22 protein-coding genes and 5 pseudogenes are annotated in these 26,236 nt (G+C 35.8%); 3 read left to right on the top strand and 24 right to left on the bottom strand.

From position 1 onward, the window contains the following. Nucleotides 1-27: 27 nt before the first annotated feature. The 3 genes from C3V36_03875 to C3V36_03885 form a co-directional block, all read right to left on the bottom strand. Complete coding sequence (locus C3V36_03875; GenBank protein ID AVM68462.1) at nucleotides 28-369, bottom strand: hypothetical protein; 342 nt, start codon at nucleotides 367-369, stop codon at nucleotides 28-30. An 8-nt stretch (nucleotides 370-377) separates the two neighbouring features. After that, nucleotides 378-1,502 (bottom strand): hypothetical protein, encoded by a 1,125-nt coding sequence (locus C3V36_03880; protein ID AVM70431.1) that lies wholly within the window; start codon nucleotides 1,500-1,502, stop codon nucleotides 378-380. Between the two features lie 875 nt (nucleotides 1,503-2,377). Continuing rightward, nucleotides 2,378-3,745 carry a pyridine nucleotide-disulfide oxidoreductase gene (locus C3V36_03885; GenBank protein ID AVM68463.1) on the bottom strand — a complete coding sequence of 456 codons (1,368 nt, stop codon included), beginning with the start codon at nucleotides 3,743-3,745 and terminating at the stop codon, nucleotides 2,378-2,380. Between the two features lie 431 nt (nucleotides 3,746-4,176). On the opposite strand from C3V36_03885, the pseudogene C3V36_03890 reads away from it, so the two are divergent. Further along, nucleotides 4,177-4,935 (top strand): annotated as a pseudogene (locus C3V36_03890) (alpha/beta hydrolase). Between the two features lie 125 nt (nucleotides 4,936-5,060). Here C3V36_03890 and C3V36_03895 read toward each other — a convergent pair. From C3V36_03895 to C3V36_03915, 5 genes are all read right to left on the bottom strand, one after another. Next, nucleotides 5,061-5,402 (bottom strand): GntR family transcriptional regulator, encoded by a 342-nt coding sequence (locus C3V36_03895; protein AVM68464.1) that lies wholly within the window; start codon nucleotides 5,400-5,402, stop codon nucleotides 5,061-5,063. After that, nucleotides 5,399-5,620 carry a hypothetical protein gene (locus tag C3V36_03900; GenBank protein ID AVM68465.1) on the bottom strand — a complete coding sequence of 74 codons (222 nt, stop codon included), beginning with the start codon at nucleotides 5,618-5,620 and terminating at the stop codon, nucleotides 5,399-5,401. The genes C3V36_03895 and C3V36_03900 overlap by 4 nt, the downstream gene beginning before the upstream one ends. A gap of 19 nt (nucleotides 5,621-5,639) precedes the next feature. Beyond that, nucleotides 5,640-7,199, bottom strand: a complete 1,560-nt coding sequence (locus C3V36_03905; protein AVM68466.1) for a hypothetical protein — start codon at nucleotides 7,197-7,199, stop codon at nucleotides 5,640-5,642. Then, nucleotides 7,174-7,902 (bottom strand): ABC transporter ATP-binding protein, encoded by a 729-nt coding sequence (locus tag C3V36_03910; protein ID AVM68467.1) that lies wholly within the window; start codon nucleotides 7,900-7,902, stop codon nucleotides 7,174-7,176. Before C3V36_03910 ends, C3V36_03905 begins: the two co-directional genes overlap by 26 nt. Before the next feature lie 106 nt (nucleotides 7,903-8,008). Then, on the bottom strand, nucleotides 8,009-8,626 hold the full coding sequence (locus C3V36_03915; GenBank protein ID AVM68468.1) for a TetR/AcrR family transcriptional regulator: 618 nt from the start codon (nucleotides 8,624-8,626) through the stop codon (nucleotides 8,009-8,011). Between the two features lie 397 nt (nucleotides 8,627-9,023). Between C3V36_03915 and C3V36_03920 the strand changes: the two genes are divergently transcribed. Both C3V36_03920 and C3V36_03925 read left to right on the top strand, forming a co-directional pair. After that, nucleotides 9,024-10,940, top strand: coding sequence for an ABC transporter ATP-binding protein (locus C3V36_03920; GenBank protein ID AVM68469.1), 1,917 nt, complete (start codon nucleotides 9,024-9,026; stop codon nucleotides 10,938-10,940). A gap of 3 nt (nucleotides 10,941-10,943) precedes the next feature. Further along, nucleotides 10,944-12,680, top strand: a complete 1,737-nt coding sequence (locus C3V36_03925) for an ABC transporter ATP-binding protein (GenBank protein ID AVM68470.1) — start codon at nucleotides 10,944-10,946, stop codon at nucleotides 12,678-12,680. A gap of 127 nt (nucleotides 12,681-12,807) precedes the next feature. Here C3V36_03925 and C3V36_03930 read toward each other — a convergent pair whose 3' ends face one another. The 16 genes and pseudogenes from C3V36_03930 to C3V36_04005 all read right to left on the bottom strand — a co-directional run bounded on the left by C3V36_03930 (nucleotide 12,808) and on the right by C3V36_04005 (nucleotide 26,211). Next, on the bottom strand, nucleotides 12,808-13,350 hold the full coding sequence (locus C3V36_03930) for a hypothetical protein (protein AVM68471.1): 543 nt from the start codon (nucleotides 13,348-13,350) through the stop codon (nucleotides 12,808-12,810). Nucleotides 13,351-13,411: 61 nt separating this feature from the next. Continuing rightward, nucleotides 13,412-14,311, bottom strand: a complete 900-nt coding sequence (locus C3V36_03935; GenBank protein ID AVM68472.1) for a DNA-binding transcriptional regulator — start codon at nucleotides 14,309-14,311, stop codon at nucleotides 13,412-13,414. An 81-nt stretch (nucleotides 14,312-14,392) separates the two neighbouring features. Beyond that, a pseudogene (locus tag C3V36_03940) lies at nucleotides 14,393-14,901 on the bottom strand (hypothetical protein). A 30-nt stretch (nucleotides 14,902-14,931) separates the two neighbouring features. Next, nucleotides 14,932-15,339: a hypothetical protein gene (locus C3V36_03945; protein ID AVM68473.1), complete on the bottom strand. Its 408-nt coding sequence runs from the start codon at nucleotides 15,337-15,339 to the stop codon at nucleotides 14,932-14,934. 28 nt (nucleotides 15,340-15,367) lie between these two features. Then, entirely contained in the window at nucleotides 15,368-16,018 is a 651-nt protein-coding gene (locus C3V36_03950) for an esterase (protein ID AVM68474.1), read from the bottom strand. Nucleotides 16,019-16,128: 110 nt separating this feature from the next. Continuing rightward, nucleotides 16,129-17,889 (bottom strand): annotated as a pseudogene (locus tag C3V36_03955) (recombinase family protein). Nucleotides 17,890-17,949: 60 nt separating this feature from the next. Then, entirely contained in the window at nucleotides 17,950-18,096 is a 147-nt protein-coding gene (locus tag C3V36_03960) for a hypothetical protein (protein ID AVM68475.1), read from the bottom strand. Between the two features lie 91 nt (nucleotides 18,097-18,187). After that, nucleotides 18,188-18,326 (bottom strand): annotated as a pseudogene (locus C3V36_03965) (conjugal transfer protein). Between the two features lie 232 nt (nucleotides 18,327-18,558). Then, nucleotides 18,559-18,969 (bottom strand): sigma-70 family RNA polymerase sigma factor, encoded by a 411-nt coding sequence (locus C3V36_03970; protein ID AVM68476.1) that lies wholly within the window; start codon nucleotides 18,967-18,969, stop codon nucleotides 18,559-18,561. Next, nucleotides 18,945-19,037, bottom strand: a pseudogene (locus C3V36_03975) (RNA polymerase subunit sigma-70). The gene C3V36_03970 and the pseudogene C3V36_03975 overlap by 25 nt, the downstream one beginning before the upstream one ends. A gap of 183 nt (nucleotides 19,038-19,220) precedes the next feature. Beyond that, on the bottom strand, nucleotides 19,221-19,802 hold the full coding sequence (locus C3V36_03980) for a hypothetical protein (protein ID AVM68477.1): 582 nt from the start codon (nucleotides 19,800-19,802) through the stop codon (nucleotides 19,221-19,223). Nucleotides 19,803-19,819: 17 nt separating this feature from the next. Further along, nucleotides 19,820-20,521 (bottom strand): energy-coupling factor transporter transmembrane protein EcfT, encoded by a 702-nt coding sequence (locus C3V36_03985; protein AVM68478.1) that lies wholly within the window; start codon nucleotides 20,519-20,521, stop codon nucleotides 19,820-19,822. Then, the gene (locus C3V36_03990; GenBank protein AVM68479.1) at nucleotides 20,518-22,026 is read right to left on the bottom strand and encodes a cobalt ABC transporter; all 1,509 of its coding nucleotides are present in this window, start codon (nucleotides 22,024-22,026) and stop codon (nucleotides 20,518-20,520) included. Before C3V36_03990 ends, C3V36_03985 begins: the two co-directional genes overlap by 4 nt. Before the next feature lie 8 nt (nucleotides 22,027-22,034). After that, on the bottom strand, nucleotides 22,035-23,759 hold the full coding sequence (locus tag C3V36_03995; GenBank protein ID AVM68480.1) for an ABC transporter ATP-binding protein: 1,725 nt from the start codon (nucleotides 23,757-23,759) through the stop codon (nucleotides 22,035-22,037). Further along, the gene (locus C3V36_04000; GenBank protein ID AVM68481.1) at nucleotides 23,760-25,511 is read right to left on the bottom strand and encodes a multidrug ABC transporter permease; all 1,752 of its coding nucleotides are present in this window, start codon (nucleotides 25,509-25,511) and stop codon (nucleotides 23,760-23,762) included. Nucleotides 25,512-25,569: 58 nt separating this feature from the next. Further along, nucleotides 25,570-26,211 (bottom strand): TetR/AcrR family transcriptional regulator, encoded by a 642-nt coding sequence (locus tag C3V36_04005; GenBank protein AVM68482.1) that lies wholly within the window; start codon nucleotides 26,209-26,211, stop codon nucleotides 25,570-25,572. Nucleotides 26,212-26,236: the final 25 nt, after the last annotated feature.

Below are 26,236 nucleotides of genomic sequence, written 5' to 3' on the forward strand. Positions count from 1 at the left end.
TTTTATCGGCACATTTTGGGGGTTAGTTTAGCGTTTTTTTCTGAATAATTCAATTATTACTTTTTCAATTGCCTCATCTACAGTATGTTGATTGATTAGTCCCTCCTTCGAATACGCAAACAGAGAAAGTTTCTCAGCGCTCCATATTATCAATATAACAGCCGCGTTTTTGTTTGCAAACCCGGCCGGAATATTAACCACATAATAATTATTATCCAAATTCTCTTCTAGGATTTTGCCAAGTCCAATCAAGCGATTTCTTAAGTTAACAAATGAAAGACCATTTACATCAACACTTTTTTCAACAATCTGTTTTTCTTTTACCGGTATAAACTCATTAATCTTTGCAACAATTTCCGCCTTTTTCATAAGGTCTCCTATGCAAGAACAGCACTATCTGTACCCTCATAATTATCCGCTATGCTTTCCAATACTTCTTTTAAACTTATAGCCATCTGCTCATCGCTTACAACGCCAACGTGTTTACGCTTTTTCGTTTCGTTTTCAATAATAGGCACAAGCATTTCTCTTGCAAACTTCTTTTTATCCTCGCTCGCAAACATATCTTTTAGCAGTTTCCCGTCTAGTTTTTCTCCAAGCTTATCTACTGACTTTTCAGCCTCCTTCTGGTTCAATAAATAATCTTGAGCCAATCCTTCGAATTCATCTTGGATTATTTTTACCATTTCATCAGCATCATCCTCGATCAAATTGCCAAGAATAACATCTGTAGCCTTTCCGGCTGCAGTTCCGGCTACAATAGAACCGACTAAGCCACCGACAACAGTTCCCACGCCCGGCATAATTACAGAACCAATTGCCGCACCACCAATCCATCCTCCAGTGCCTCCCGCAACCGTAGTCGCTGTATTTGCTAAATTCTTAAACAACTGCTTTCCCGATATTCTCCCTCTAAATATATTTACAATATCAAATGATGAAAGTATAACAACCGTCACACCCGCTGTTATAGCATTTCCACGTAACAACTTGGCTGCACTTTTCATAGCCGCAGCACCATAAATGTTGCTGCCACTTCTAAATGCATTTATTAGAACTGCTGATGCCTTAGGCCCCATGACGGCAACAATGGCCTCTGAGCTTCCTACCAAGGCACTGTTTAATCCGGCTTTCGACAACTGACTTGCAAGTATGGTTGTAACAAACGCCGTTCCACCTACCTTTAACCCAGAATATGTGGCCAATTTTAATGACACATCAAAATTTTCACCATTCCACAAATTGGCAGCTAATGTGATTACTGCTGTAACGCCAAATGCCGAAGAGGCTATTATCACACCATTTACTGCATCATATGTTAACGATTCAACCGTTCCCGCCTTTGCTATATTTTTGGCTTGTTCATATGTAAAATGACCCTTCCTAACTATATTCTTAGCCTCGTTGGAATCTGTAACCCCTGGCACTTTTCCCTCACGAATCTTTTCTTCCATCACTTGAACAGCCGCATCAAATTTATCCGATGGAACCTCAATTTGCATAGGCTTGCCATCAACCATGTACCTAAACTGTCCCGCTTGATCAAAGCATTCATTAATACAGGCTTTTCCTGACTGACAATACTTTGACTGAATCATCACACCATCAACGATGCGGTCCGCACCATTTTTTACATTGTCATCACCAACTATTTTGGCATCATGACCAGTTAGCTTGTCATACATTGTATTAGCACGCTCTGCTGCAAATCCGTGACCCTGCTGGGCATGGAACTTTTCTTCATCATATAGCTTATTCACTTGGCCGTATGCACCTGCAGCAATACCACCCGCAACGGCACCTGCACTAATGTACTCGCCATATTTTACAGTTGCATCCACATGACTTGAAGCATTCTTTTCATACTCAATCATTTCATGCAGAAACTCACAAAGCGGTGTCTTATTAATCAAATTGTCAGTCCATGTGATTGTAGAACCATCATAAAAATAGATTTTTATTTTATGATCACAGTCTTTTTCCCCAGACTTGATAATCTCAACAAACTCAACATCGTCGTACCAGAGTTTGCCCGGTTTTCCCAATGTCTGAAGATAATATATTTTAGTATCTGTAAAGATATAACCGATCTTTCCTGTGCCCCCAAGGCTTGTATCGTAAAAACCAATAACTGTAGTTTTATCTAACCCATTAGCAAACTTTTTAATAGCATGATCCATCTTCTTTGATGGAATATCTCCCGTAATATGGTAAGCAAAACCATTACTCATTTTTGATAAATACTTTCGCATTATTTCAATTTTATCTTCACTTTTCCCCATATAAACCACTCCCTTTTCTTCGCCATTATCTCTTAATCCCTCTGCCATTAACTCCACTGTCGATTTCAGTCAAAATCATTTGCAGGGGAAAACTCTTACTTTATTAGCCCAAATAAATCATTCAATGCTTCTGACATTGTCGGATGAGTAAAAATCTGATTTGCCAGCATTGTATACGGCTGTTTCATCATCATTGCCGAGACAACAATATTAATAACTTCGTGGGATTCTTCTGCAAACAAAACTACACCTAAGATTTGATTGCTATCCGCATCCACAACTGCTTTGTAGATACCTGTCTGGTTTCCGAGAATTTTTGCTTTCGGAATTGCAGTTACCGGCAATGATGCCGTTTTAATATTATAGCCCTTGGCTATTGCGTCTTTTTCACTTAGCCCTGCTTTTGAGAAGGTCGGATGCAAAAAGGCGGAGAAAGCTATTGTTTGTCTGTCATCTCTGGAATAAGTACCCTGATCTTCCAGATAGCTTTTCACAATGCGATAATCATCCAAAGACACATAAGTAAATTGCGGGCCGCCATTGACATCTCCCATTGCAAAAATATGAGCTTTATTTGTTTGTAAATGCTTGTTTACCTGAATAAAACCTCTGTCAGAGATATCTACACCGGCATTCGCTAAATTTAAATCTTCAATATTTGCTTTTCTGCCGGCAGCAACTAAAAATGCAGCCGAGCTGATCTGACCTTTTTCTCCATTTGCCGAATAGGATATTTTCACTGCATTTTCATCTTGTTCTACCTGATTAATTTCTGCATTAAAGATGAAATCCACTCCTAATGCCTGATAGGATGCAAACACTTCTTTTGCCACATCATCATCTTCTCTTGGCAGTAATTTATCGCCTTTATCAATAATTGTTACTTTGGCACCAAATTTGGCATAGCTGGCCGCAAATTCAAGCCCGATAAATCCGCTGCCCAGAATAGTCAAAGTCTGTGGAAATTCTTCTAAATCCATCAGCGTTTCACTTGTATGAATCCTCTTTCCGACTTGTAATCCTTCAATCTCAGGAATAAAAGGTCTTGCCCCGGTATTAATAAATACTCGTTCCGCATAAACTTCATACTCTTCTCTATCGGTTTGTATCTTGATTGTATGATCATCTTTAAATGACGCCAGTCCGTCAATAACTTCTACATTCTTATTGCCTGCAAGCTTGTCATAATTTGCCTTATTTAACTTCGCTATCAGTCCCTTCTTATTTATGACCGCATTTTTATAGTACTCTGCGTCGCTGCTCTCGCTTAAACTTCTCTGATCGGCGCAAGTTGCCAGAAATTTAGAGGGAATGCAGCCAACATTAATACAGGTACCTCCATACATGACCGGAGATTTTTCTACTAATATCGTTTTTTCTCCCTTGTTTCCTAAATAATTAGCCAATGTTTTGCCTGCTTTTCCAAATCCAATAATTACATTATCTGCTTTTTTGTTCATGATCGTATATCTCCTTTACTCTAACGGTATTTTTACTCGTTTCATCATTTCTGTTCGGATGCTTCTTGCAGCATTACAATACATCTGTTACATCACTAAATCATGCGGAAACCTCTGGTCTGTGTTATATTTAAGTTACCACACAAAAACTAACTAACTAAGGAGATTCCCGCACAGAAAGTATAACACAAAATAGGAACTTTCGTCTATCGCTAATTAAGTCCGCTTCAAAATTACGATGTTTTCTTGAGATTTCCGACCCGAAGTGCTATAATGTTAGTATAGACTAACTCGCAGATCAGTACTTATTAAGCACTCAAGGAAAAATAACCGGCCCATGAATCCGGCGATGAATATGCCGAGCATTGCCGGAAAGTCAAGCTCTGCCGGCCGCAGATTTCCGGCAGGAAGCGACAAGAAACGGTGGAGCGGACATGACGATTCATGAATTCGGACAGGAAAACAAATGAATAATTGTCTTCATTCATCCATCAGTGGTTATGTGGGATTATTTCAATTATATTGTGCCTATGATGCAGACAGAGTTTCATCTGATCATTCCGGCTCTCCCCGGCTATGATTTAGAGCAGCCCGGAGACTTTACCAGTGTGGAGGAAATTGCCGCGGAACTTGCTGACTGGCTGCTTGCCCATCAGTATCAAACTATTTCCTGTATTTATGGCTGCTCTATGGGCGGTTCGGTCGTGGCCCGCTTCCTTGCGGATAACCGGATAAAAGTCAAGGCTGCCGTCATTGATGGCGGTATTACCCCCTATCAGCTGCCTTGGATTGTGACGAGGTTTATCGCCATCCGGGATTTTCTCATGATTTATATGGGAAAGCTTGGCGGGATAAAACTTTTGCAGAGAGCATTTTCTACTGATGAATGCTCAAACGATGATTTGAAGTATATTAATAAGGTTCTTCAATTCATGAGTCCAAAAACCATCTGGCGTACTTTTGAATCTTGTAACAATTATAGGATGCCCCAAAGAATTCGAATAGATTGCCAAAATATAGAATATTGGTATTCGGAATTAGAGATAAAAAGCAGAAAATGGGATATCAAGTACATAAAAAGGCATTTTCCGCAAACAACATTTAAAATATTTAAAAACATCGGCCACGGCGGGCTGGCGGCTCTTCAGCCGGCACGGATGGCATCGGAGCTTATCAGAGTTATCGGGAACTGACAATGGGCCCGTTACTGCTTTATTTTATATTTGCCGGCTTCAATACCATCCTTTCGCATAAAATATCCTTTGCTATACCGGCAGACCCTATTTTATTTGTATGACCATCTCCTTTTTTAATAATTTTAAGTCTTGATTTCTTCAAACAATTTGACAATCTCAGCATCCGAAAATCCTAACTCATATAGTTTTTCCAACAATATTTTTGTTAGTTTGTTCAAATCCTGATTTCTTAACTCGATTATTTTCTGCTCACTTTCAATAACAAAATACCCTTTACTTCCACGGCAAACAATCAATCCCTGTTTCTCAAGAGTTTTTAATGCTTTTTGAACGGTTGCAGGATTACATTCCTCCCTCTCTGCTAAAATCCTTATAGAAGGTATCTGTTGTCCTGGTACATAATCGCCTCTTAAAACAGTTGCTCTTATCACAGACGCAATTTGTAAATATGGATACATATTCACTTAACCTTTTTATTTTTCCTTCCTCGTATCAATTTCCAATAAGCAGAATACGGAATAACCGTAGCAAGCAGAAGATAATATTTATTAGCAAACATATCAGAGACTCCTTTTGTATTGAAATGAACAGGAATTTTCTCTGGGAGAAATATGCAAATAATAAATATTACAACAATCATTAACATCAACACCAAAACATCTTTTAACAATCCATCTTTCATACCATTTTCCCTCCTTGAACTAAATAAAATTCAACTTGCTCACTTTTATATAAACTCCGCTTGAAATAACAAGTAAAGCAACTGATATTATCTGCAAAACAGGTGTTATCGGAAGGCTTAAAAACCAATTAAGAAGAATTGGTGTAATGAGTGCAATTATCCCGACAAGTCCAGACACAATAACCGGCATGCTCTGTTTTACTACCATCATCTCGCTTTCCCATTCATAGTTAGGATACTTTTTATTTAGGGAAATTCCTATCACTGTTATAAAAATCGAATAGCATATAGGAACAATTATTAGGTTAATAATTTGAATAAAGTTCATATCAAGTTTTAGAGTAAATGCAAATATGGAAATCATATACCCAATCAAATGAAGCGTAAGGTTTACAGCTATCTTGGAATTTAAGATCATTTTTACCTTAACAGGAGAGCTTTGCAAAATCCAAATGTTTTTTCCTTCTAAAGATATCGCTGAAGCTGCCGGGCAACTGAGTGAGAGCATGGATGCAATAAATAATGGAGCAAAATTTGAGAGATATTCATTTATATTTTCGATTCCTGAAGACTCTCCTATTTGTTCTACAGAATTAAAAAACAAAAATATACTAAAAACACATAAAAGTATTACACCAAGGCCTGCATTCAAGACCGCCATGTACGAGCTTAAAAAGCGTCCCATTTCTTTTTTATACAAGGCTAAAAATATCGATTTTCTAATATTTGAATTTTTGGTATCATAGTATCTTGATCTTGTTATTGAAAGATAATTAAGCAATCCATACTTCAACGAAACAATTTTTACAAATATATAAAAAATCACTACTGATAGAACAATAAATATTCCCACTCCAATGTACATTGGGAAATTTTGGTGTTGCATGAATAACCCGGATATAGGGTACAAGCCAGTAATCTGCTTAGCCAGCATAATCCCAATGCTGTCTTCATTACCTGATTTCATAGCTGACACCGCAATATATCCAATGATACCTATCATCGCAAATGAAACAATTAGAGCAATAACATTTCTCCTTTTAAAAAAAGACGAAACAACAACAATAATGATTCCCATACACGCTGCTATGCACATAGGCATCAATGGAACAAATATTATGGAAACAAAAAACAGTATGATTTGTAATGCGTTTAAGCCTCCATTTAGCCCCCAAACAATTCCTCCCGGAAGCATAAATATCAATCCTATTAAAAAGTTCAATAAATACATAAACATAAACTTGCTACTTATAATATCTGAACTTTTTAAAGGCAAAGATAAAAGAGTTTCCATATCACGGCTGCCGAATAAAATCCCATTAGAATAAACTGTTGTCAAAAATAATATTGAAAAGCTTGATACCGCAACCATATAAGCTGGTATCAATTCCTGCTGTCCCACTTGTACCAGTGTTTTAGCTGTCATAATATTATAGACACAGAAAAATATAGCAAGAGTTATTATTCCAAAACTTGCAATAACAATAGAACTTTGTTTTTTATTTCCCGGCTCTTTCATTTCGTTGATTGGAAAAAAATTGATCAATTGAGCTTTAATTAGTATCCAAATTTTGCTCATTATCTTGCACCTCCATGAAAAAAGTTTCCAAAGTTTTATTACCCTTGATTTCTTTTGTATTTCCGCTTGCGATTAACTTTCCATTTTTTATAATTGCAATTTTATTACATAATTTTTCTGCAACATCCAAAACATGTGTTGAAAAGAATATAGCCCCTCCATCTGATACGCATTCGTGCATTATTTTCTTTAGTAGAAAAGCCGCTTTCGGATCAAGTCCTACAAAAGGTTCATCTAAAATTAGTAACTTTGGAGAATGCACCAGTGCAGAAATAATCGCTGTTCGTTGCTTCATACCATGTGAATACGAAGATATCATCCCTGAAAGATGCTCAGTCATTTCAAATAAATCGCTATATCTTTGAATTCTTTCTCTTCGTATTGCAGTAGAAATTTCAAATAAATCTGCAATAAAATTGACGTACTGAAATCCCGTCATATGCTCATATAAGTCTGGATTATCTGGAATGTATGCCATCATTTTTTTGCAAATAACAGGTTCTTCTTTAATGGAATGTCCGTCAATCGTTATACTTCCATTTTCAAAATCATGAATACCGACTACTGCTTTTATTGTTGTAGTTTTTCCAGCACCATTTGCTCCAATAAAACCATAAATATCTCCAGACTGCACTGAAATGAATAGGTTATCAACGACCTTTTTGTCCCCATAAAATTTACTAAAATTATTTATCTCTAACATGCTTTTCCCTCCATTGACAATTTGTCAGTCGTGCTTTGAAATAATACCGATAGCTTGTGCAGCAGCTATCGGCGCATTATTGTCCTTACAAACATTCTATTCTTTTTTAATTACTAAAGAGTTTTTTTGTATTTAAGCTTTGTTCAAGCATTATCTTAAATGCGTTTAAGTAATCATTAACAGGTTCTTTTTCGGAATATCTTATACTTATGTTATTTGAAACAAAAACATACGCTGTCATAAGAAATTCCGCTGTCTCTAGTGGATATTTTACAAAAAAAACTTTTTCTGATATTCCTTGATTTATTATCCTCTCAAAATATATTGTCAGTTTTTCAATCAGCTTATGGGATAACTTATCTATCATATATCTATTTTCCTCAAGATCAACGGTCTTTTGCAACTCTGTACCCTCTGCCGAAATATTTTCCGAAGATATCATTGTGGCATCTATAAAGGCTCTGATTTTTTCAATGGCAGTTTTATCCTCCTCATAAACAATAGCCTGAATATCTTTCAATAGTTTATCTGAATATTGTTCCACAAGACAATATAAGATATCTTCTTTATTCTTAAAGTGATAGTATAACAAGCCTCTTGATATATTTACTTTATCAACTATATCCTGAGTTGTTGTATTAGTATAACCTTGCTCCACAAAGAGCCGCATTGCAGCATCCATAATCTCCGCACGTCGTATTTCCGGTTCTTTCACATCTCGCATTTTACCCCTCCTATTTTATAGGATATCACTCAACTGACAATTTGTCAATTAAATTTTCCCCTCCTTGTTTTGGATGTTTTAAATTGTTAAACCCAATCACCGTTATTAAACTTTGAAATTATTTTATGGCAGAATACAATTCAGTTCAGAGTATGCCAAATCATAAACATCCTGTCAATAGCACTCACCGATAACACAAGATATGAGGTTTCGTCTATCGCTAATTAAGTCTGCTCAAAAATTACGTTGTTTTCTTGAGATTTCCGACCCGAAGTGTTATAATGTTCGTATGCACTAACTCACAGAAAAGCATTTCCGCAAGCAGCATTTAAAAGCACCGGCCACGGCGGACTTGCGGCTGATGAGTTAGTATAAACTAACAAAAGGAGTCATTGCTATGAATAACAAAAAAAGTGATTTTGATGAATTGCTTGCTGCTTCGGATAGTAAGCAGCTCAAGCAAACCGAAGACTTAATCAGGGAGGTCGAAAGCTTAAATCTGGACGTTCCCGATGAGATCATGCGACGGATTAAGAATGAGGTGCAGCAAAGTGAGAAGCAAGACCAAATCAGTATGAGCGGTTTAAGCCGGGAGCTGATGAGTGTTGCTCCGGAGTACAAGGCGAGGATGCGTCTTTCCATTATTCTGGCTTGTGCCGGAGAGATTTTTAGTTTCGCTACCTATTTCTTTAGTGCTTATGCTGCCGGTTGGCTTATAAAACAAGCCGGGAGCAATCCGACCGGTTTTGATGAACTTTTGAAATATGCTTTTTGGGCGATGGGTTCGTTATTGCTTTATTTTATATTTACCGGTTTCAGCACCATCATTTCGCATAAAACATCCTTTGCTATCCTGGCAAAACTCAGACAGACCCTATTTGAAAAATTGAAAGTAATTCCAATGGGGTACTTGGTGGATAATCCTGTCGGCAAGATTAAGGTGATTATTCTGGAGCGAGTGGCAGATATGGAGGATTGGGTGGCTCATCTCATGCCGGAGCTGCCGAGCCGTCTGCTGCATCCGGTACTTTGCATCATCATTTTAGTCTTTTTGGATTGGCGCATCGGCTTAGCAATTTTTGCCCCCCTGCCTATTGCCATTATCGGTATGGCGACGATGATGTATAAATATCGCCCCAGGATGGCGGTCTGGCTGTCAAGTTATGCCAATGTAGCCGACAGAAGCGCGGAATATGTTCGAGGAATCCCGGTTATTAAAGCCTTTGCCCAAGATAAGATTTCTTACGGAAAATTTGCCGATGCAGTGAAGTTCTATCATTTTTCTACCATGAAGTGGTGGAAACAAAGCTGGTTAGGCAAGGCCTTGATGACGGCCGCGATGATGACACCGCAGCTGGTAAGTATGCCCTTAGCTTTTTATTTTTACGGACAGGGGCAAATAAATATGGAAACTCTGCTCTTATGCCTTATCCTGCCTATTTCCATACTGCCGCAGGCTTTTGCAATCATAATGAGTTTTGAACTCTTTCAGATGGCTTCCAAAAACTGGGTGCCTATAAAAGAATTGCTTGATATGCCTGCTCAAAAACGCCCGGATGCAGAAAATAGAGCGGCTGTCTGCGCTAATCAGGGCATCCGATTTGAGAACGTAAGTTTTTCCTATCATGACGGGAAAGAGGTACTGCATAATATCTCTTTTGAGACCACACCCGGTCAGGTAACTGCCCTTGTCGGTCCTTCCGGCGGGGGAAAATCAACCATCGCAAAACTTTTAGCCGGTTTTTGGGATCAGTCATCGGGCTCAATTTCTCTTGGCGGTGTGGAAACAAAGGATATTTCATTTAAACAGCTTGCGGAAGAGATTTCTTTCGTTTCTCAAGATAACTTCCTGTTCGATGTCAGCATCAGGGATAATATTCGTCTTGGCAAGCCAAACGCAACGGACGATGAAATCATAAAAGCCGCCAAAGCTGCTCATTGTCATGAGTTTATTATGGCGCTTCCTGAGGGATATAACACTAAGGCAGGCGAAGCGGGCGGCGCAATGTCGGGTGGCGAACGCCAGCGTATCACCCTTGCCAGAGCCATTTTAAAACCGGCTTCCACCATTATTTTAGATGAGGCAACCGCTTATGCCGACCCGGAAAATGAAGCTCTCATTCAAGAAGCGATCTCTCATCTTGTCAAAGGGAAAAATCTGGTGATTGTTGCTCATCGGCTGAATACCATTAAGCAGGCGCATCAGATTATCCTAATTGATAAGGGCCGAATTATAGCCAAAGGCAACCATGATGAGCTGATGAAAGAACCGCTCTATGCCAATCTTTGGAAACAATATTTAGGGGAGGAATAAGATATGGAATTTATTAAATTATCTTTTAAATTAGCCGGACAGTATAAAAACCGTCTTAAAGCGGGAATGTTCTTTATTTTTCTGCAAAATGCTTCGGTTTTATTTGGTTTTTTTGCACTCTTTCTGGCATTTGGTTGGATGGGCGAAACGACTAATCGTCATATTTGGACAATTTTCGGAGTGCTGTTTGCTTCCTTCCTTTTTAATTTTCTGACGGGTTGGGCCAAAAGCGGTCTCAGCGACGGCGTTTTCTTTGGTATTTTTAAGGATTACCGACTGACCGTCGGCGAAAAGCTAAAAAAAGCGCCTATGGGCTATTTTGCCGAACAGAGCCTTTCAAGAATTATGGCTGCATTTACCAATGTGATGAAAAGCCTTGAAAACTATTCTTCCATGAGTATTGATTTTACTATTTCCGGTGTTTCCATATCCTTTTTCCTCTTAATTGGTATGTTTGGCGTAAATGCTAAAATCGGACTTCTAACCCTGATTTGCTTAATTCTTATTTGGCTTTGCGTATTCCTTATGGTAAATCTGGCCAAGAAAGAGGTCATCCGTGAACACGCTGCCATTACTAAGGTGAGCGATGCCCTTATTGACAGTATTTGCGGTATTCCTGTGCTTCGCAGTTTTCCGTCGGCTGATGCAGGGGTGGTCGAAGAAATCCATTCTAATTTGAAAAATGCTTCCGAGGAGCTTCGACTTTCTCAAGTCCATTTCGAAATTGTTTTTGTTATTTGTTCAAGAATTTTTTCGACCATTATCAATCTTTCCAGTTTGCTTGTCACCCTATTTTCTTGTTATCTTTATACTAAGGGAGAAGTCTTATTGCCGCAAGCACTCACCGTTTCGGCAGCGGGCTTTATGATTTTTGGCGGTTTGAAACAACTGGAAAATGCGTCCATACTGATGGTTAAAAACCCCGCCAATATGCAGTATTTAGATGAGGTTTTAGATATTCCGGAAATCAGCGATGGTACTTTAAGCGTTGCGGCAAATCAGGACATTGTATTTGATCAGGTAAGTTTTAGCTATGACCAAAGAAATCCGGTCTTAAAAGATATTTCATTTACGATTCCTCAGGGCTCAAAGACAGCTATCGTAGGGCCGTCCGGTTCCGGAAAAACTACAATTATCAATTTAATCTCCCGTTTTTATGATATTGACAGCGGCGCAATCCGATTGGGAAATAACGATATCCGGGACTATACAGTCGAAAATCTGCTTAAAAATCTTTCTCTTGTTTTCCAAGATGTGTATCTTTTTCAGGATACTGTCGAAAACAATATCCGCTTTGCCAATCCTCAGGCTAGCCACGAAGAAGTGGTAGAAGCTGCTAAAAAAGCACGCTGCCATAACTTTATTATGGAACTTCCCGATGGCTATAACACTATGGTGGGCGAAGGCGGAAGCTCCCTCTCCGGCGGAGAAAAGCAAAGGGTTTCCATTGCCAGAGCGCTGCTTAAAAATGCACCGATTATTCTTTTAGATGAAGCAACCAGTTCGGTTGACCCTGAAAATGAATATGAGATTTTGGCAGCGATCGAAGAATTATCCAAAGGGCATACGGTGATTTCCATAGCGCACAGACTTTCTACCGTAAGACAAGCCGATCAAATCTTAGTGATTGATGACGGTAAATTGGTGCAAGAGGGAAAACATAACGATTTGATCCACGAGGAAGGAATTTATTCCGCATTCATCAAGGCAAGAGAACGAGCCGCTAACTGGAAATTATAGAAACGATAAATACTTCCTCAAATCAGGCCTAATGAGCGGCTTGGTTTGAGGAAGTATGATTCATTCCATTCTTTGCAGACAATATTCCTTTTACTTTTGTAAAATGCCCTTTACTATCCTATTCCGACTATTTTGATTTACAATTTTTCTGATGAGCCTTTAATTTTTTCATCGCCCAATCATAATGGCTTGCGGTAGCACTTACAAAATAGGAACCAAGTGTACTGCCCCCTGTCCATTTATAGACACCTTTAGAGAACAATTCTTCACTTGTAAATTTTTCAGCCAGCTCTAAAACATCTTTATGAGATTTATTCAACATATCCGCAGCATCTGCAAGAGAAGTTTTTTGATGTTTCTTCCAGAATTCCACATTCATATCCCCATACGTTTTCCAATTATATGGTTCAGGCAAAAATGGTTTTTCTTCTCCGTTTTGATTGGAATGTACCCAATTCAAAATAAGCTGATGCCATTCATAGAGATGGATTAAAACATCTCTTAGATTCTTATCTCTTTTCCAATGGGCTTCTTTTTTCTTTTCATCTTTTGAAAAATCAAAGGGTGTATTTAACTCTTCCTCAGTCATCTTTGAAATAAGTAAATCTAACTTTTCATAGTTTTCCTTGGCAGCAGTCATTAAATCGCTTTTTGTCGTTGGTCTTGGCATAATATTTTACTCCTTATCTTTATTTAAGATAATGATACCTCATAATACTTGACACCATTTGTCAAGTTATATATTTTTCTGACATTTTATTTATCGTTTTTTTAATTTGCATTCTAACTTCTTCAGGTTCCAATACTTCTACACCATCTCCAAATGAAAAAATATAATTATATAAGTTATAGTCATTCGGTATTTCTATTTCAGTATATAAATTTCCGTCATTATCTTCTGTAATTTCTCCGTTTAATTCATCATATACTCTGAAAGCAACTTTACGATCAAACTTAACTTTTATATGCACTGTATTCTCATGTGACATTTCTTTTTTCAGTATCATATTCTCAAAGCTGTCTTCAAACTTTTCAGCAGAGATTTCCAAATTCTTTATCCGAGATAATTTGAAATATCTGAAATCATGTCTAAGCAAACACAAGGCATATAGATACCAGTCCTGACTCTTAAAGAGCAGTCTGACAGGTTTAACGCTTCTATTCGTTTCTTCTTCATTGCTGCTAAAGTATGAAAACGAGATAATATTTTTATTTAAAATCGCTGACTTAATATCATTAAATACTTTTTCATACCTCTTGTTATTTTGCCAATTATTAAAGTCAACTTCTATCCAACTGGTATTTTTCATTTTAAAGAGTGCGGAAAGTTTTGTTAGAAGCTCATTCTCATGTTGTATTGCCGTATGATCTAATCCTTGAAGAGCCGACATAATCCTTTGTTTCTCATTTTTAGACAGCAGTGATTTACTCAGCACAAAATCTTCGGCAATTTCTATTCCGCCGCCCTTTCCTTGTGTGGCATAAATGGGAATACCGGCACTGCTGATAGAGTCAATATCTCGATAAATTGTTCTGACCGATACCTCAAATTTATCGGCCAGTTCACTTGCTGTAACTTTTCCCCTTTCTAAAATGTAATATAGTATCCTAAATAATCTATTATCTTTCATCGTCTTAACATCTCCTATATTTATTCTACCATATTTCAGCTTAATTTTAGGGAACTAAACTGTGCTTTTTTACTATATTCGTTAAAGCTCTCCTTCTATTATTTTTTGCATATATAATGACATATCCTTTATAAATTCCTCAAAACCACAAATGTCTTTCATCTCTTCATGCTCTATATCATAGAAAGCTACCTTCTTTGTCTTAGGATTCCAGATAATATAGATATGGTCATAATCTCCCGTCAGTTTGGATAGCCGCAGAATTTTTTGTCTGCCTTTTTTAATCGGAACCGTATTGATCAAAGAGAAAAACTCTATCCATTTAAAATCACAGTCTTTAAGCTCAAAATGCAATTCAGCGCTTTGCAGAAAATTGAGTTAATATCAACTCCGTTCTTTATAAAGAAATCAAGTACTTTATAATTTCTGTCCGAAACTGCACTGCGAAATGCCTGTCCACCGTATTTTTCGACTGTATGACCTAATTCATGGATAATCGGCAGGTTCTCATATTTTTCCCCATATAAAGCCTGTTCAAATGCCTCTGTCTTTGCTTCATTGACAGCATTTACCTTTGCGCCATGCTCCACAAGATACCGGATAAATCTCCTACGAGTTTTCTAAACCCACTTAAGGCCGTTAACATCTTTTAAAACCATAGATTTTCCATCATAATCGTTTTTTAGTTCAACTTCTTTTTCCTTAACCGATATGTTGTTGTACCAGTGTTCCAAACTTGCATATTTTCCTGTATGAATATTGATAAGCATGCTGGTTATCGGATCCCAAGTATCTTTCTTTACCGTTTCCGCCAATAAATAATACGCATCTAAAAATATCAGATTTCTCCCATACATCCAAAATGGAAGTTTAATATCTAACAACGGCAATTTGCCCGAAAAAATTTCATCTCCATGCGGCGGCACTGTTTCATAATGAAACTCTATCTCACTCCCATAATATACAATCCTTGCCCCTTCACATCCGATGCTTTGAGGAATCCCCTCCTCAGCCACTAAAACTTCCATTGTGTTCTCCTTTGTAATATTATTTACACTAATTGGCTTTTCCGTCCTGTGAATTATCCAGATTCAGAACCCATGCAAATGCTTTTGCTGTCCTGATATCAGAGTCCTTAAAATGATTACCTTGATTCCACTCAAGCACCGTAGTTATCCCTTTCTCCTGAAGCAGCACGTTTGCCTCGCGAATACAATCTCCGACAGACGCCATGACAGGATTACGTGTTTTTTCCTCTTTATCTCCCAGGCTCAAATAAATCTTGTCCGCCTTTATTTCGCTGTTCTTCATGTAATCAACAAAACCCAGAAACCAGATGGATGGTGACGCCGCTGCCACCGCATGAAATACATCCGTCTGATAAGCTGCCCATAGTGCGAAAAGCCCTGCAAGCGAATACCCACCGATGATATATGTTTTATCTTTGTCAGCACAAAGGCTCAGTATTTCTTCAAGTGTATCCTTCGCACCTTCTCCGAAGTTATCCTTACCAAACAGTGCAGGTGCCGGCCACGGAGACAGCTGGTCGTTCCACTTGTCTATCTTGATTGCAAGGAGGTAAAAATTCGGCTTTGAAAGCCGCTTTATCTCATTTACTTCATTCTCAATAACAGACAAATCCTGTTCATCCACAGGCTGGATAAGTACTATTTCTGCCGCAGGATTTCCATATTCATATACCGTCATTTCAATTCTCTCCCCATCAATATGACTTCATTTTCTTTTTTTAAACCGTACCTTTCATAGAACTTCGGCAATTTTCCTCTCATTCTCCACACCCCGCCGCTACTGACGGCAGTGTTGTCTATTGTATAGGAATACAATTTATTAACCTCGTTGCTTGATTGAGGATACAATTTATTGCCGTCATTTTCCTCAGCAGCTTTTGCATTTTTTCTTCTACTCTTGAATAATCGTCCATCTTGAGAGTCTTTTTTTCCTGTCTTGTATATGATAGTAATCATTGCAGGATCAATTTCCCCATCAGCGTTTGTCCCGCCAATTATAATTTTTTCTACTATACTTTCAAATACAGTTCTATCAAATTCTTCAAGATATTTATTTGACTCTAACAGCTTCTTAAATCCCTCAAGTCTTTTCTTTAATGCTTTTTCATCGGTCAAAGTTATCTCTAACGCTCTTTTTTCTTCAAGCAATTTTTCCTTACTTATAGATATTTCATTATATTTCTCTTGATATATGTCCATACTGATTGATTCATTAAGCCTTAATTCAACAAGATCTTTTTCTTTCTTCAGTATTTTATCAAGTTGATTACTAATTTTCTTCAAGTCCTTTGCTAAGCTATTATCTTTCAGTTCTTCTTCCGCAGTTTTTAAGAATTCATTTGTAATTTCCACATTGTTGTGGCATACCTGACGATAGCTTTCCATAAATGCTTTTTCTATAGCTTCTTCCTCAATGCCTTTGCTGTGTGGACAATACTTCTTTCCGTTTTTAGTAGCATTAACGCATTGCCAAATTACTTTCTTGTATTCAGAACTTGAGTGCCAATTTCTTCTTGAAAGCATATGACCGCAAAAGCCGCATTCCAGCATACTGCTGAAAGCATATTTCCTTGAATACTTTTCTCTTTTACCACCATTATTAGCAACTGTATTTCTATTCTTCGCCCTTCTTAACCTAATTCCCTGAGCCTTTTCAAAATCTTCTTCTGAAATAATAGGCTCATGATGGTTTTCAATGTAGAATTTATCTTGTTCCCCAAAGTTATCCAATCTTCTTTTTGAAATAGGATCAACAGTGAATGTTTTACCCATCAGAAGATCGCCCTTGTATTTTTCATTCTTAATAATTCCCAAAACCGTAGTTTCAGTCCATTTCTTATATCCTCTTGGCGATAAATAACCTTGTTCTTCAAGCTCTCTGGAAATAACCATTCCGCCAACACCCTCAAGGTATCTTCTGAAAATATATCGTACAATCTCAGCTTCTTTTTCATTTATGGAAATACTCTTAGTTTCCGGATCATAGTCATAACCCAAGCAACCTTGAAACCCAACCATTTCTCCTCTTTCCATCTTCATTCTCAAGCCTTTTTTAACATTGGCTGAAATATTTTCTACTTCTTGCTGGGCAACTGAACTTAGAATAGTTAAAAGTAACTCTCCATCCATCGTTAAAGTATTGATGTTTTCTTCTTCAAAAAATACCGCAACATTAAACTCTTTCAGCTTTCTTACATACTTTAAGGTATCTAATGTATTTCTCGTAAATCTTGATATAGACTTTGTAATTATCATATCTATATCACCATTCATACAGTCATTTATCAACCTTTGAAAGTCAATTCTTCGATCAACCTGTGTTCCTGTTATCGCTTCGTCAGCATATATCCCGGCAAGAGTCCAATCGTTATTCTTCTGTATAAATTCTGTGTAGTGTTCTACCTGAGAATTATAGCTGTTAATCTGATCTTCTGTATCCGTACTAACTCTGCAATAAGCTGCCACTCTCTTTATTGAGCGTTCAACACAGCCTGATGCAGTTCTTTTTAGTGTGGTATCACCTTTAATAACTTTTACATCTTTCTTCACTGCATCCGCCTCCTTTTTGTATCTTTCTATGCAGTTATATTATACCACACTTGCAAAACATTATAAATATAATTCTGTGGAGATATTATACTTTTTCATCAGCTTTAGTTTTATCTTTTTATATTCAATATCACTGAGCAAGTGCTTAGAAAGTAACATAGACAGCATAGATAATTGGAGGCTATATCTTAATAGTTCATTATTCATTCTAAATCCTCCTCATATAATTTTATCTAAAGTTTTATGACATTAACGGGTGCTTAGGATAAGCAACATTGGAATCTCACCACCGCCCCTGTTAAGATGAGCCGGTTTTCACTAAAGAAGTATCATTATCATTACTTAGGTCATCGCTCGCAAAGTTATCCTCGTTCTTTGCTTTAAGAAAATTTATTTATCGCTCGTTTCCTTCTATCCTTGTCTTTGACAGTATTCATTTAAACCGAATTTCTTCAGCAGGAAAGTCATGGCGTAAATTCCTTACGCTCACTAAGTAATTAAAAGTCCCGTCATGGTCTATTCAGTTGTCAAAGAACAAATATTTGAAAGGGATTTTCTTTACATCTTCCTGTTTGCCATAAATAGGCTATATCTCTTATAAAAGTAAAGGAAGTCAAACTCCCCTTCACTTTACATAAGGAAAATTTGACCCCTTTGGTTACCGAAGTTTTAAAGTTCTTCGATGAATTTTTTCAGCTTTTCAAGAATTTTGTTTCTTCTTTTGATTAAGGCTGGATGTGTAATACTTTTAAGCTTTGCCACTGAACGAACCGTTTCATCATTGAAATACAAGCGTTCAATAATATCTCTTTCTTCTGCATTGAGTCTTGATATAGCATTTCTGACTGCTTCAATCATCATCTGTGTTTCAACAATCTTTTCTACATCAACACTTTCATCGACAATATTATCTACAAAGTGTCCGTCATGATCCAATGATGAAAAAAAGAGCAAGTGGTTTTTCTTGTCCACCTGCTCTAAATACTTTTCGTGTTCTTTTTCTCGCCAGTAGACTTTATATATCTGCTCGCTGACTTTAACCCTTTGTCCGTTAACATAAAGGTAATATTCTTTTGGCATTTTATTTCCTCCATTTCTTTTTTGTCTGCGTTTTTAGACAAAAAAGGAGGACTTCTGCACATAAGCATAAGAAGTCCTCTGAAATGAAATAAACTTGCTCTTTCCTTATATTTTAAATTTGATTTTTTATGGTAATTACCAGTATCAAAAAGGTCTATTGTTTTTTTCTATATAAATAACAGACCCTAAATAATACATAGCAATTACCTCCATTATTTAATCCATTTTTCCCCCTCACAAACAAAGATTGATTAAATCACTCCTGCTTTTTCAAAATGCTTCTTCAATAATTTCTTTGAAATCACTGCTCCAATCAATCCGCAAATAGCTATTAGAATAAGCATCATTACTGTAGTCATAGGAGAAACAATTTTAGTTAATGTACCTAAATATTCGCTCCCAAACATTTTTTCATAAGATTTAAGTGTTTGATCTGCATAAAAAAGAAATGGTACATACATTCCACCAAAGCCGGCAAGAACACAAAATATCATATATCCAATTGTTAATCCTTTATAATTGCCAACCCCTTTTGTTCTTGCAATCAACATAGCTATAATCCCGGCAAATATGCAACTAATGATATATGGTGGATAAAAACCTATAATGCTTGTAAGTACACAAAATAATAAAATCATCCATGGATTTTTTGTTTTTACCGGTACTAAGAAATAGGCAATTGCTCCAATAATTGACCATATCGGAACTGCTAATAACATTGTGTATGGCGATATGAACAGAAAAGATAACACTCTATATAAAACCTGTGAGCATAACACCATTAGTGCTGTAATAATTAAATCTTTAATTTGAAATTTCTTTTTTTCTTCCATAATTATTCTCCTTGTTTTTAAATATTTTTTATTTTCATAATGATGATAGCTAGATAAAATACCATCATTATTACTAGCAATAACATATCAAGCATACGAAATTTGACTTCTGTATAACTAGTTTTTTTACACGAAACTCCAAGTCCTCGTGTCTCAACAGATGCCGACAACTCAGTTGCAGTACATAACATTCGCATTAACATAGGAATCAACATCATTTCATAAACTTTAAAAGGATGTTTTAAAAATCCAAGGAAAGAAATATCAATCCCTCTAGTCTTAATTCCCTGCTTTATACAAGTAATATCCTGTTTTAGAGTAGGAAAAAATCTTAATATAACAGCTAGTGGAATGTTTATATAATATGGGATTTTCATATTTTGCAAGGAAGCTAATACTTCAGATATTTCACTTGTTCTAATCATATTTATAGCTGCAAGTGCCAATGTTATAAAACATAGGACAAAATAGTGTATTGTAGTTGAAATAAATAATGGACTTATTTCCGCTACCATAAACAACACTATATATAAAGCTAAAAATTTAAAACAAGTTTTGTATATGCCACTTATCATTCCATATGCAAATACTGACAAAAAAAGTAGAACTTCATACTTTTTACCAGTCAAAGTAAATACTAAAACCCCTATGATTAAAACTTGTAACAACTTAATTCTTGGATCATATCTTATTCCATTTTGTTTACAAGATTTGCTCATTCTTCATATCCCTCACTCTGCAGTAAAAATCTTTTTATTGTTTCAAACTCATCACTTTTCTTTAAATTGATCCTTTTGCTAACAGTATTATTCTCTATAAAAACTGCTTTAGTTGCTACTCTACTTAAAAATTCTAAATCATGAGAAATAACAAAAATCAGTATTCCTTTTTTACGAAGAGCATTAATTGCTTCAGATACGATTTTCATATTCTCATAATCAAGTCCACTGGTTGGCTCATCAAAAATCAGAATTTTTTTGTTTGAAGCTATTGCAGCTGCAATAGTAACTCGCTGCTTTTGCCCTCCTGATAAGCTTTGCGGATGTCTATTTCTGAATGATGAAATATTCAATAAAGTTATCGCATTTTCTATTTTTTCATCATTTTGCTTAATACTATTCATAGAACTGAGCATTAACTCAGAAACAACAGAATCGGAGTACAATTGATAATCTGCATCTTGCATTACAAAATATACACTTTTATATAAGTTCTTTTGCTTTGTATATTTACCTTCAATAAAAAATTGTCCACTTCTTGCTTTTAGTAATCCTGACATTATTTTACCTAATGTCGTTTTGCCGTTTCCATTGTGTCCAACTATAGCTACTGTTTCACCAAAATTCCCTTCTAAATTACAATTACTCAAAACAGAATGATTGACATCATAGGAAAAAGATAAATTTTCCACTTTAAAATCTGCATTTTGCTTGTTAACAATAAGATTATCCTTTAGTTCATATTTAATATTACTTAACTTAAATGTTCGAAGTTTATACGCTCTAATATCTGAATCATTCAAGTTATCAATATCATTTTTCTTTAATTCTCTATCAATTTTTCCATCTTTCATTATTAAGCATTTATCTACTAAATTTTTTAAGTAGAACAATCTATGCTCTGAAACAATTACTGTATGTCCCTGTTTCTTTAACCACTCCATAATTTTTTTCAATTTAATAATTGAATGAATATCTAAATTTGCAGATGGCTCGTCAAAAACATAAATCTTGGGATTCAAAGTTTTTGCAGCTATAATCGCTATCTTCTGTTTTTCACCACTAGATAAAGAAAACATATCCCTATCCATAAGATTTTCAGCTTCTAAATCGTGAAATGCACAATTCACTCTATCTATCATTTCATCTCTATCTATTCCATAATTTTCAAGAGCAAATGCCACTTCCTTGGTACTATTCGTTGTAAAAAATTGACTTCGTGGATTTTGAAATATAGAAGCAATATTTTTCCCCATTTCTCCGGGAGTGATAGTTTTTATATCACTTCCTAACACTTTCACAGTTCCAGTTAAAACCCCTTCAAAGAAATGTGGAATTAAGCCGTTTATCAATCTTGTAACAGTTGTTTTCCCTGAACCAGACTGACCAGTAAGCAAAATAAATTCTCCTTCTTTAACTTTGAAATTTATATTTCTGAGACTCCCTTCTGTTTGTGTTCCATAACTGAAACTTACATTATCAAAATCAATAACTGCATCTCCCATTTCATCACCTATATTTTCCAACCAATAGATTGTTTTCTAATTTCGATGAAATGTTTATATACTCCATCTTGACTAATTAGTTCCCTATGATTCCCTTGTTGTACAATTTCCCCTTTATCAATAACAATAATTTGATCTGCTCCTCTTACCGTAGATAATCTATGTGCAATGCTAATGAGAGTTTTATTTTTTGTTAACTCATTAATTGCACTAATTAACATATGCTCGTTTTCAGGATCTACACTTGAAGTTGCTTCATCAAGAATAATGATTGGAGCATCTTTAAGGATTGCTCTTGCAATAGATATTCTTTGCTTTTCTCCTCCTGACAACGTTGAACCGCCCTCACCAACAACAGTGTCGTATCCATCACTAAGGCTTGTTATAAAATCGTGGCAACAAGCTTTCTTGCAAGCCTGCACTACCTCATCATGTGTAGCATTCGGATTCCCAAATTTTATATTGTTTTCAATCGTGTCATTAAATAAATAAACCTTCTGAAATACCATACTGATATTTTGTAATAGGCTTTCAGAAGTAAAGTCCTTAACATTATGTCCTCCAATAAATACTTCACCTTTATTAACATCCCAAAATCTTGCCATAATATTACAAAGGGTTGTCTTTCCGGAACCTGAAGCACCGACAATAGCCAAACTGCTATTCGACTTTATCTGCAAATTTATATTCTTCAAAATCTCTCTTTCGCCATATCCAAAACAAGCATCTTTCAATTCAATGTCATAGGAATTCAAATCAATTTCTTTTCCGCCCTCATCAAGCGAAGGTATATCTGAAACGTATTCTAATCGATTAAGCTGTGTTGCGAGCATTCTGCTTAAAAATGCTCCATCATTAACCAACTCCAATTCCATAAAAATTAGAAAAGCAGATACTATAAACATAAGAGTATATGAAAGTGGAATCAGAGATTTCATATATAGAATTATTGCAACAAACACCAATACACAGCTTGCAACTTTAAAAACCATTTCATATAATTTCATTAAATAAGCTGACCCCTCAGTAACCTCAATATCAACTTTGCATTTCCTCATAAAAGCTTTTTCAACTTTATTTTTTCCATCAGTTCCTTTTTCAAAAGAACGAAGTACTGAAATTCCTCTAATATACTCAATTGCATCAGTAACAAGCATTTCTTGTGAGCCTTGCATGATAGGAGAATATTTTTCGGTTTTCTTTGCGATTAATTTAAGAACGCCCATACCAAAGATGATTGCAATTAAAGATACCATCCCTACTGGAAAACAAAAGATCAATAACATGGTCGTCATACTAAAGGCATGAAAAAACCCTCCGACAATAAAGTTCATCGCAAGCATCGCCATACCCTCTAAGTCGGAAATAGTTGTTGTTAGAACCGCTTGGATTGTTCCTAAGTTTTTTTCTGAAAAATACCCCATTGGAGCTTTTTTCAGTTTTTCCCCTATTTCAATCCTTTTATCCTTAAAAATTTCATAACCTGATGCACTTAATTTTCTATCACAAAGATATTGAAAAATAAATCTGCCGAATATACTCACAACTACAATCGCTGTCGCCTGCATAATAATAGTCATATTCAGCTGTTCAAGATTAATCATAATCAGTAAAACCGCCAACAACATCAAAGAAACGAAGAACGATTTTAATCCACTAAATATAAGACCAAGGATTACATTTTTTTGATACTTTCCTGATATTTTTAATATTCGTTTTACAATGCTAATCATTTACAGTGCCTCCTTTTCGTTATCTAGTCCACCCACATAATTTTTCCACAAGGAAGCATATACTCCATCTTTTTTTACAAGGTCTTCATGAGTTCCATTCTCTACAATTTCCCCATCTTTCATAACAAGGATTGTATCAGCATTTGTAATAGTAGAGAGCCTGTGAGCAACCACTATCAGAGTCTTTCCTTTAATGAGATTGTTGATTGCACTTTGAATGAGATATTCATTTTCTGGATCTGCAAATGCAGTTGCTTCATCTAAAATTATTACCTTAGATTGTTTTAACATTGCTCTTGCAATCGTAATTCTTTGCCTTTCTCCACCGGACAAAGAACCTCCTGCATCGCCGACTTTTGTGTTATATCCATTTTCAAGTTCCATAATAAAGTCATGGCAAGATGCAGCTTTAGCCGCCTCAATAACCTCATCATCACTTGCAGTTGGGTTTCCCATTTTTATATTTTCTTTTATACTTGTATTAAACAAGAAATTGTCTTGAGCAACATAACTTATCTCATTTGTTAGCTGTTCAAATGGAATTTCGGGTATTTTTTTCCCACCATAACAGATGCTTCCATTGGAAGGATCCCAAAAACCAGCCATAAGTTTTGCTATTGTAGATTTTCCAGAACCGGAACTTCCTACCAATGCGGTTACTGTGTTTGGTTTTAATTCAAAGTTGATATTTTTTAGCACAAGTTCCTTATCATATGCAAATGAAACATTTTCAAAACGATAAAGAGTGTCATCAAAGATTACCTTCTCTTTTGGTCTTTTAAGTTCCTCTTTCGATAGAAATTCCTCTATTGCGTCTAAACTCGCCTTAACCATGTTGAATTGCTCAGAATATTTACCGATTTTCATTAAATGTGCAATAAAACCAATAGGCAGTATAATGCACACAATAAAGCTTGATAACGATATTTTTGAATTCATATACAGATATGCACCAATCGGCAAAGTTCCTAAAAGTGTAGATGGCATAACTGCTTGAACAAATGCTGACCATAACCAACTTTGCTTCCACCAAGCAAGTGTACTATCATGAAAGAAGTTAATTGCGTTCGTAAATTTTTCATAAGAAGAAGCACTGTGGTTAAAAGCTTTTATAACCTCAATCCCATTAATATATTCAACCAAAGTACTATTCATATTATTTTGAGCTGTAGTATATGTTTTGCTTCTAAACTCATAATCCTTCATCATACCTATATATCCAAGCATTCCTAAAGGAATTGTAAGTAACGAAGCCAACCCCATCCTATAGTCCAAAGCAAAAATCAAAACCAAAAATAAAACAGGAGATACTATACTTGATGTTATCTCCGGCATAAAATGAGCCATTGAATCTTCCAGCTTAGACACTGTATCTACAATTAAATTTTTAAATTTACCTATAGGAGTATCTATCATTACACCCATAGGTACTCTTAGCATTTTTTCAGCTACTAAACTTCGTATATTTTTTAAAATATGAAATGTTGCTTTGTGTGAGGTTATTGTTGAATATAAAGTAAAAATACCTTTTAAAACTTGTCCACACAAAGCTATAAGTGTTAAACACAATACAGTTCTAAATGACACTTCAGATTGATATATTTTTTCTATCAATTTTGCTATTGCTAAAAAAGGAATCATTCCAAACAGTTCCCCTATGGTCGCTAACAAAATTGATTTGTATAATTGTTTTTTCTCGCCATCGGCGTATTTAAGCAACTCTGAAATGGCATTTTTATTGTTACTTTTCAAGAAAATACCTCCTCCAAACAAAAAGTTAATTAGTTATCGCTAACTTTTTGACAAAAAATTATCTATTATTTTTCTTCATTAAGCCTTGCCAACCATAATATTGAAAAATAACAATGCTTCTAATATATTCGCCAACATTATCATGCGGTATATCATGAAGAACACACTCGCATAGAGATGTAATATAGCCTTTTGTAATGACATGAACTTCAAACTCTTTAATCTCTGTGATAATTTGCTCTTGTTTAGCGTTGAAAAGAATAAGCTTCATATTTTTAGCTGTATATCTTTCAGTAATATCCTCAATAAAGTTTTCTACTTGTGAGCCTTTGCTACACGCAAAAATCAGCTTAAAGTTATCAAAATGTGCATACATATAATCAACAAATAGCATTGTTTCCAAGAATAAATTTTCTATAATCGCTTCATCATCGACTAAATCAGAGTCTATCCTAATAGTTTTTTGTTCGCTCCTTTTTTCAACATCAGAAACAACATCTAATGTGTAATTATATTCCTCTTCAACTAGAGCAAAAAATAATGCTTCCTTATTTTTGAAATGACGATAAATAGCTCCTGTAGTTACTTTTGCTAATTTAGCAATTTCAGCTACCTGTGCATTTTCGAATCCTTTGCTTAAAAATTCCCCTTTAGCACATTCTAAAATTCTATTTTTTGTTATATCAGAGCAATAAGACATCTAACTTTCCCCTCTCATTTTTTAT

Source organism: Lachnospiraceae bacterium oral taxon 500, from assembly GCA_002999035.1.
Lineage (GTDB): Bacteria > Bacillota > Clostridia > Lachnospirales > Vallitaleaceae > W11650.

Bases quoted from the DNA above. Each gene is read 5' to 3' on its own strand.
- C3V36_03970 (AVM68476.1), bottom strand. From the start codon at position 18,969: ATGCCAAAAGAATATTACCTTTATGTTAACGGACAAAGGGTTAAAGTC.
- C3V36_03910 (AVM68467.1), bottom strand. From the start codon at position 7,902: ATGTTAGAGATAAATAATTTTAGTAAATTTTATGGGGACAAAAAGGTC.
- C3V36_03995 (AVM68480.1), bottom strand. From the start codon at position 23,759: ATGATTAGCATTGTAAAACGAATATTAAAAATATCAGGAAAGTATCAA.
- C3V36_03925 (AVM68470.1), top strand. From the start codon at position 10,944: ATGGAATTTATTAAATTATCTTTTAAATTAGCCGGACAGTATAAAAAC.
- C3V36_03990 (AVM68479.1), bottom strand. From the start codon at position 22,026: ATGGGAGATGCAGTTATTGATTTTGATAATGTAAGTTTCAGTTATGGA.
- C3V36_03915 (AVM68468.1), bottom strand. From the start codon at position 8,626: ATGCGAGATGTGAAAGAACCGGAAATACGACGTGCGGAGATTATGGAT.
- C3V36_03945 (AVM68473.1), bottom strand. From the start codon at position 15,339: ATGGAAGTTTTAGTGGCTGAGGAGGGGATTCCTCAAAGCATCGGATGT.
- C3V36_03930 (AVM68471.1), bottom strand. From the start codon at position 13,350: ATGCCAAGACCAACGACAAAAAGCGATTTAATGACTGCTGCCAAGGAA.
- C3V36_03950 (AVM68474.1), bottom strand. From the start codon at position 16,018: ATGACGGTATATGAATATGGAAATCCTGCGGCAGAAATAGTACTTATC.
- C3V36_03905 (AVM68466.1), bottom strand. From the start codon at position 7,199: ATGAGCAAAATTTGGATACTAATTAAAGCTCAATTGATCAATTTTTTT.
- C3V36_03880 (AVM70431.1), bottom strand. From the start codon at position 1,502: ATGCAAATTGAGGTTCCATCGGATAAATTTGATGCGGCTGTTCAAGTG.
- C3V36_04005 (AVM68482.1), bottom strand. From the start codon at position 26,211: ATGTCTTATTGCTCTGATATAACAAAAAATAGAATTTTAGAATGTGCT.
- C3V36_03980 (AVM68477.1), bottom strand. From the start codon at position 19,802: ATGGAAGAAAAAAAGAAATTTCAAATTAAAGATTTAATTATTACAGCA.
- C3V36_03935 (AVM68472.1), bottom strand. From the start codon at position 14,311: ATGAAAGATAATAGATTATTTAGGATACTATATTACATTTTAGAAAGG.
- C3V36_03960 (AVM68475.1), bottom strand. From the start codon at position 18,096: ATGAATAATGAACTATTAAGATATAGCCTCCAATTATCTATGCTGTCT.
- C3V36_03875 (AVM68462.1), bottom strand. From the start codon at position 369: ATGAAAAAGGCGGAAATTGTTGCAAAGATTAATGAGTTTATACCGGTA.
- C3V36_03900 (AVM68465.1), bottom strand. From the start codon at position 5,620: ATGAAAGATGGATTGTTAAAAGATGTTTTGGTGTTGATGTTAATGATT.
- C3V36_03985 (AVM68478.1), bottom strand. From the start codon at position 20,521: ATGAGCAAATCTTGTAAACAAAATGGAATAAGATATGATCCAAGAATT.
- C3V36_03920 (AVM68469.1), top strand. From the start codon at position 9,024: ATGAATAACAAAAAAAGTGATTTTGATGAATTGCTTGCTGCTTCGGAT.